This is a genomic window from Mycobacterium sp. TH-M82 (assembly GCF_057473605.1).
In genome coordinates this window covers 1-5,381 of sequence record NZ_JBYCKY010000429.1, presented here as the reverse complement: position 1 = coordinate 5,381, position 5,381 = coordinate 1, and the positions used below count along the sequence as shown (strand labels likewise).

The 5,381-nt window shown below is 71.7% G+C and carries 5 protein-coding genes and 1 pseudogene; 3 read left to right on the top strand and 3 right to left on the bottom strand.

Annotated features, from left to right (window positions below; genetic code table 11):
* The coding region (locus tag AC2VON_RS13370; RefSeq protein ID WP_486953399.1) for a methionine adenosyltransferase domain-containing protein at nucleotides 1-260 on the top strand (260 nt) is incomplete at its 5' end.
* Nucleotides 261-339: 79 nt separating this feature from the next.
* On the opposite strand, the gene AC2VON_RS13365 is transcribed toward AC2VON_RS13370, so the two are convergent.
* A complete protein-coding gene (locus AC2VON_RS13365) occupies nucleotides 340-1,308 on the bottom strand; it encodes an alpha/beta hydrolase (RefSeq protein ID WP_486953398.1) in 969 nt (322 codons plus the stop codon).
* A 161-nt stretch (nucleotides 1,309-1,469) separates the two neighbouring features.
* On the opposite strand from AC2VON_RS13365, the pseudogene AC2VON_RS13360 reads away from it, so the two are divergent.
* Nucleotides 1,470-2,048 (top strand): annotated as a pseudogene (locus AC2VON_RS13360) (lysoplasmalogenase family protein); the annotation flags it as partial.
* A 235-nt stretch (nucleotides 2,049-2,283) separates the two neighbouring features.
* On the opposite strand, the gene AC2VON_RS13355 reads toward AC2VON_RS13360, so the two are convergent.
* Both AC2VON_RS13355 and AC2VON_RS13350 read right to left on the bottom strand, forming a co-directional pair.
* The gene (locus tag AC2VON_RS13355; RefSeq protein ID WP_486953397.1) at nucleotides 2,284-2,856 is read right to left on the bottom strand and encodes a DUF6431 domain-containing protein; all 573 of its coding nucleotides are present in this window, start codon (nucleotides 2,854-2,856) and stop codon (nucleotides 2,284-2,286) included.
* Nucleotides 2,857-2,987: 131 nt separating this feature from the next.
* The gene (locus AC2VON_RS13350; protein ID WP_486953396.1) at nucleotides 2,988-3,134 is read right to left on the bottom strand and encodes a hypothetical protein; all 147 of its coding nucleotides are present in this window, start codon (nucleotides 3,132-3,134) and stop codon (nucleotides 2,988-2,990) included.
* Nucleotides 3,135-3,395: 261 nt separating this feature from the next.
* Between AC2VON_RS13350 and AC2VON_RS13345 the strand changes: the two genes are divergently transcribed.
* A complete protein-coding gene (locus AC2VON_RS13345) occupies nucleotides 3,396-5,360 on the top strand; it encodes a primosomal protein N' (protein WP_486953400.1) in 1,965 nt (654 codons plus the stop codon).
* The last annotated feature ends 21 nt before the right edge of the window (nucleotides 5,361-5,381 follow it).

Here is a 5,381-nt window from a genome sequence, read left to right as displayed (position 1 = left end):
AGGTCGCCTACGCCATCGGCAAAGCCGCCCCGGTCGGCTTGTTCGTCGAGACCTTCGGCACCGAGACCGTCGACCCGATCAAGATCGAGAAGGCGATTTCGGAGGTGTTCGACCTGCGGCCCGGCGCAATCATCCGCGACCTGGACCTGCTGCGGCCGATCTATGCGCAGACCGCCGCCTACGGCCACTTCGGCCGCACCGACATCGAGCTGCCGTGGGAGCAGCTGAACAAGGCCGACGACCTCAAGCGTGCGGTTTAGTGCCCGCTCTCCCCTCGCGAGCATGCACAAAATCGCATGATCGGCGCCCGGTGCGTGCGAGTTTGTGCATGCTCGCGGTCTATGGGCCGGGGTGCAGCTCGGCCCGCAGTGCCGCCAGCCCGCGATCGGTCGCCTCGGCGGCGGCCGGCACCACCAGCGCGAAGCTGACGAAGCCGTGCACCATGGTCGGCTCGTTGCGCAGCTCGACCGGCACCCCGGCGGCCCGCAGCAATTCGGCGTAGCGGGCGCCGTCGTCGCGCAGCGGATCATGCTCGGCGGTGGCGATGTAGGTGGGTGGCAGGCCGGAAAGGTCGACGGCGTTGGCCGGTGCCAGGGTGGCCGGCAGCGTCATAGGGTCGATGCGGATGTCGACACCGGGCACGTACCAGGCCAGGAAAGCGTCGATCACGTCGCGGTTCAGGATCGGCGCGTCGGCATTCTCGGTGAACGACGGCAGCGCTAAATCGGCCGTGGTCGACGGATACCACAGTAGCTGGAACGCTAGTGCGGGCCCGCCGTTGTCCCGGGCCAGCTGCGCCATCACCGCCGCAATGTTGCCGCCGGCCGAGTCCCCGGCGACCGCGAGCCGATTCCGGTCGCCGCCCAACTCGGCTGCGTGCCCGCCCACCCATTGCAGCGCCGCCCAGCAGTCGTCGATGGCGGCCGGGAAGGGGTGCTCGGGGGCCAGCCGGTAGTCGACGGAGACCACGATGGCCCCTGCACCGACGGCGTGCGACCGGGCTACCGGGTCATGGGTGTCCAGGTCGCCGATCGACCAGCCGCCGCCGTGGTAGAACACCACCATCGGTGACGGCTCCGGTCCGGCATTCGGCGGCCAGTAGATGCGCACTGGGACGCCGGTGAGGTCGCCATGCCCGATGGTGCGCTCCTCGATCCGCAGGTCGGGCAGCAGTTCCGGGGGCGCCTTGAGCTGATGCAGCTTCTCGCGGGCGACGTCGACACCGTCGGCCGCGGTGAAGCTCAGTGAGAACGCGTCGAGCAGTGTCTTCAGCACGGGGTCGATGTCGGGTCGGGCAGCCTCAGCCATGCCCTCACCGTAGGCGGCCCGGCTTCTTTTCCAGCGTGCGGGGGCGACCGCAGACCTGTTTTCAAGGCCGCCAGCCGCCGTCCAGAGGCAACGGTACGAAAACGACGTCCAGTACTTTCAGCAGTATGGGGTGCACAGCACGGTCAGCGTCGGCAGCCGGCATGGGAACACCGCCGCGGGTGGTGGCCGGGGCCTGGGCGGTCGCCGGTTGGGTGGGCCTGGCGTACGGGATTTTCCTGACGACGACCGCGCTGCGCTCGCTGCCCGGCACCGAACTGACCGGGCACTGGCTCGCACAGCCCGCGTTCAAGGCCTCGATGGCCGTGCTGCTGACGGTGGCGGCCGCGGCGCATCCGATCCTGCGCGAAGCACGGTGGCTGATCCCGGCGCTGATGATGTCGGCCGCCGGTGACTGGTTACTGGTGATCCCTTGATGGTAGCTGTCCTTCGTGGCCGGCCTGACCGCATTTCTGTTGGCGCACTTGTGTTTTCTGGGCGCGTTGGTGCCGTTGGCCGCCGCGTCGCGGGGCCGGTTGGCGGGTGTGGCGGTGATCTGCCTGGTCTGCGTGGGGCTGCTGGTGCGGTTCTGGCCGGGGCTGGCCCGTGAGGGGCTGACGGTGCCGGTGATCGCCTATGTCGGGGTGTCGGGCGCGATGGTCTGCGCGGCGCTGTTGGCCCGGTTGCCGACCCGGTGGACGGCGGTGGGGGCGGTGTGTTTCGCGGTGTCGGACGCGATTGTTGGCCGTCGCTGAGGATGACGATGACGGCGTCACGGTGATTGACGACGAGTTTCTGGCCGTTGTTGGGCAGGGTGACGCGGTGCTCGGCGGGGTGACGCGGTCGTGGCTGTGATGACGCCGCGATCCGGCGTTGTTGGTGACGACGAAAGGGTTGGCGGGCAGGATCGACGCGGTGGTGCGAGGTGCCGGCACGGCGAGGCCCCTCAGGGTCGATGCACCCGGGGAAGTGGCGCGATCAGTCTGGCGGGGCGAGCAGCCTGCCCAGGGTGTAGATGCCGACCATCGTCCGGGGCGGGTCGGGTAAGCCGAGCCGGTGGCGGTCCCAGTAGGCGGCGGCACAGAGCACCGACAGGGTGTCGCGCAGTTGGTGGCCGACGAATCGCAGTTCAGCGAAGGCGTCGGGGGCTACCTCGATCAGCCGCTGCGCGCCACGCTGGTACATCCAGTGCAGGTGCTTGGGTGTGGCGCGACGCAGCCAGCGACGAACGGTCGACTCGGATCGGTGGATGCGGGCGGCGATGCGCCGGTAGCCCAGTCCGTTGACCTTGTGCAGCAGTGCCTGGCCGATCACCGCTGTGGTGTCGGCATGGCGGGCCTGGAATGCCGTCGGCAACACGATGTGGGTGGACTCGCAGTCCGAGCAGCGCACCCGCCGTGGTCGCAGCGTCACTGTCGCCGTGCCGTGGGAGCGGATCGTGCGGCGCCGGCCAAACCCCCATTTGGCGAGCCGGCCGGCGCATCGTGGGCAGTGCAGCGTGCCAGCGTTGAGATGGTCCTCGGCCAGCTCGGCGGTTCGGGTGACGATCACCGCTGCGGTCGACAGTCATGGTTCACCAGCTTTACCTACCACAAGCGGAATCCGTCAGGGGCCAATTCGTGTTGGGGCCAACCTATCTGGCCGCCGATCGTCAGTGTGGACGACAATCAAGGATTCGGCCGTCACCATGCCCACGATCCGCTGGCCGTGGCGGGGCGCTCACCGGGGACTCCGGCATTCATGTGCACGCTGATGATGCAGACGAACACCGTCGCCTGTAGCGGCCCGTCGGCGCCCCCGGTGACGATAAAGCGGTCCGTGGTCGCCACCCAGAGAGACGGTCAACAGTCAGGCTCGACACCGTGGTCGCCTCCGCGGGCGGTGACGACATCCCGGGCCAACCCGGCGCCGCAGACGTGCCTCAGTAGACCGGTGGACCGGTAGACCACACGAAGTGGCGCCATCCGGTAACCGCAAAGTTGCGCGCGCGCATGAAACCCTGTGTCGGCCCTGTCTGCTAAACCTGCTTGGTGAGCGTCGAGGTCCAGCACACCGCTGAGGTGGCAGCACCCATCGCACGGGTGTTGCCGATGCTGTCGGTGCCGCACCTGGACCGCGAGTTCGACTACCTGGTCACCGACGAGCAGTCGGCCGCTGCCCGGCCCGGTGTGCGGGTGCGGGTACGGTTCCACGGCCGACTGGTCGACGCGTTCGTGTGGGAGCGCCGCGCCGACACCGACCACGCCGGCAAGCTGGGTCGGCTGGAGCGGGTGGTCTCGGGTGAGCCGGTGCTCACCGCCGAGATCCGGCACCTGGCCGAGGCGGTCGCCGCCCGGTACGCCGGTAGTCGCGCCGACGTGCTGCGGCTGGCGGTGCCGCCTCGCCACGCCCGAGTGGAACGCGAAACTGCAACGGCGCCAAGCCTGCCCGTTGTGACATCGGTCGACCCGGCGGGCTGGCAGCGCTACGACCGGGGGGGTCAATTTCTGGACGCGCTGGGTCAGGGCAGGGCCGCCCGAGCCGTCTGGCAGGCGCTGCCGGGCGAAGCGTGGGCCGACCGGTACGCCGACGCCGCCGCGCGAACCATCCAGACCGGGCGAACCGCGCTGGTGGTCGTGCCCGACCAGCGCGACGTGGACGCGCTGCGGCACGCCGCCACCGCGCGGATCGACGAGTCCAGCGTGGTCGCGCTGTCGGCGGGGCTGGGTCCGGCCGCCCGCTACCGGCGCTGGCTGGCGGTGCTGCGGGGCAGCGCGCGGCTGGTGATCGGGACCCGCAGCGCGGTGTTCGCCCCGCTCGCCGACCTGGGGTTGGTCATGGTGTGGGATGACGGGGACGACACGCTGGCCGAACCGCGGGCGCCCTACCCGCATGCCCGCGAGGTGGCGATGCTGCGGGCGCACCTGTGCGGCTGCGCCGCACTGATCGGCGGGTACGCCCGCACCGCCGAAGCCCAGGCGCTGGTGGCCAGCGGATGGGCGCACGACGTGGTCGCTCCGCGCTCGGCGGTGCGGGCGGCCACCCCACGAGTGGTCGCCCTCGACGACGACGGTTACGCCGAGCAGCGTGATCCGGCGGCCCGCACCGCCCGGCTGCCGTTGGTCGCCTTGCGCGCCGCCCGCAGCGCACTGCAGGCCGACTCGCCGGTGTTGGTGCAGGTGCCGCGGCGCGGCTATGTGCCGTCGCTGGCGTGTGGACGCTGCCGCGCGATAGCCCGGTGCCGGCACTGCACCGGCCCGCTGTCACTGTCCGGCCGCTGGACCGGGCGGGCCGGGCGGGCCGAGTGCCGCTGGTGCGGCCGGGCCGATGCCGCGCCGCGGTGCGCGCGCTGCGGGTCGGGTGCGGTGCGCGCGGTGGTCGTCGGCGCCCGGCGCACCGCCGAAGAGCTGGGCCGGGCCTTTCCGGGCACCACGGTGATCACCTCGGCGGGCGACACCGTGGTGACCCGGATCGGCACCGGCCCGGCCCTGGTGATCGCCACCCCCGGCGCCGAGCCGTATGCCCCCGGCGGGTACGGGGCGGCGCTGCTGCTGGACAGCTGGGCGCTGCTGGGACGCCAAGACCTGCGTGCGGCCGCGGACACCCTGCGGCGATGGATGGCCGCCGCGGCGCTGGTGCACGCCCGCGGCGACGGCGGGGTGGTGACGGTGGTCGCCGACGCGTCCATCCCGACCGTGCAGGCGCTGATCCGGTGGGATCCGGTCGGCCACGCCGACGCCGAACTGGCCGCCCGCGCCGAGGTCGGGCTGCCGCCGGCCGTGCACATCGCCGCCGTCGACGGCGACGCGGACTCGGTGACGGCGCTGTTGGACGAGGCCCGGCTGCCCGAGTGCGCCGAGCTGCTCGGCCCGGTGCCGTTACCGCCGGGGGCACGGCGCCCGCCGGGCATCCCGGCCGGCACCGAGGTGATCCGGATGCTGGTCCGGGTCGGCCGCGACGGCGCCGGCAGCGGCCTGGCGCTGGCGGCGGCCCTGCGCCGCGGGGTCGGTGTGCTCAGCGCCCGCCAATCCCACCCCCCGGTGCGGGTCCAGATCGACCCGCTGCACATCGGATAACTGATGGCGGCGGTTTACCTG

Coding starts and splice junctions, on each gene's coding strand:
- AC2VON_RS13365 (WP_486953398.1), bottom strand. CDS start 1,308: ATGGCTGAGGCTGCCCGACCCGACATCGACCCCGTGCTGAAGACACTG.
- AC2VON_RS13345 (WP_486953400.1), top strand. CDS start 3,396: ATGCTGTCGGTGCCGCACCTGGACCGCGAGTTCGACTACCTGGTCACC.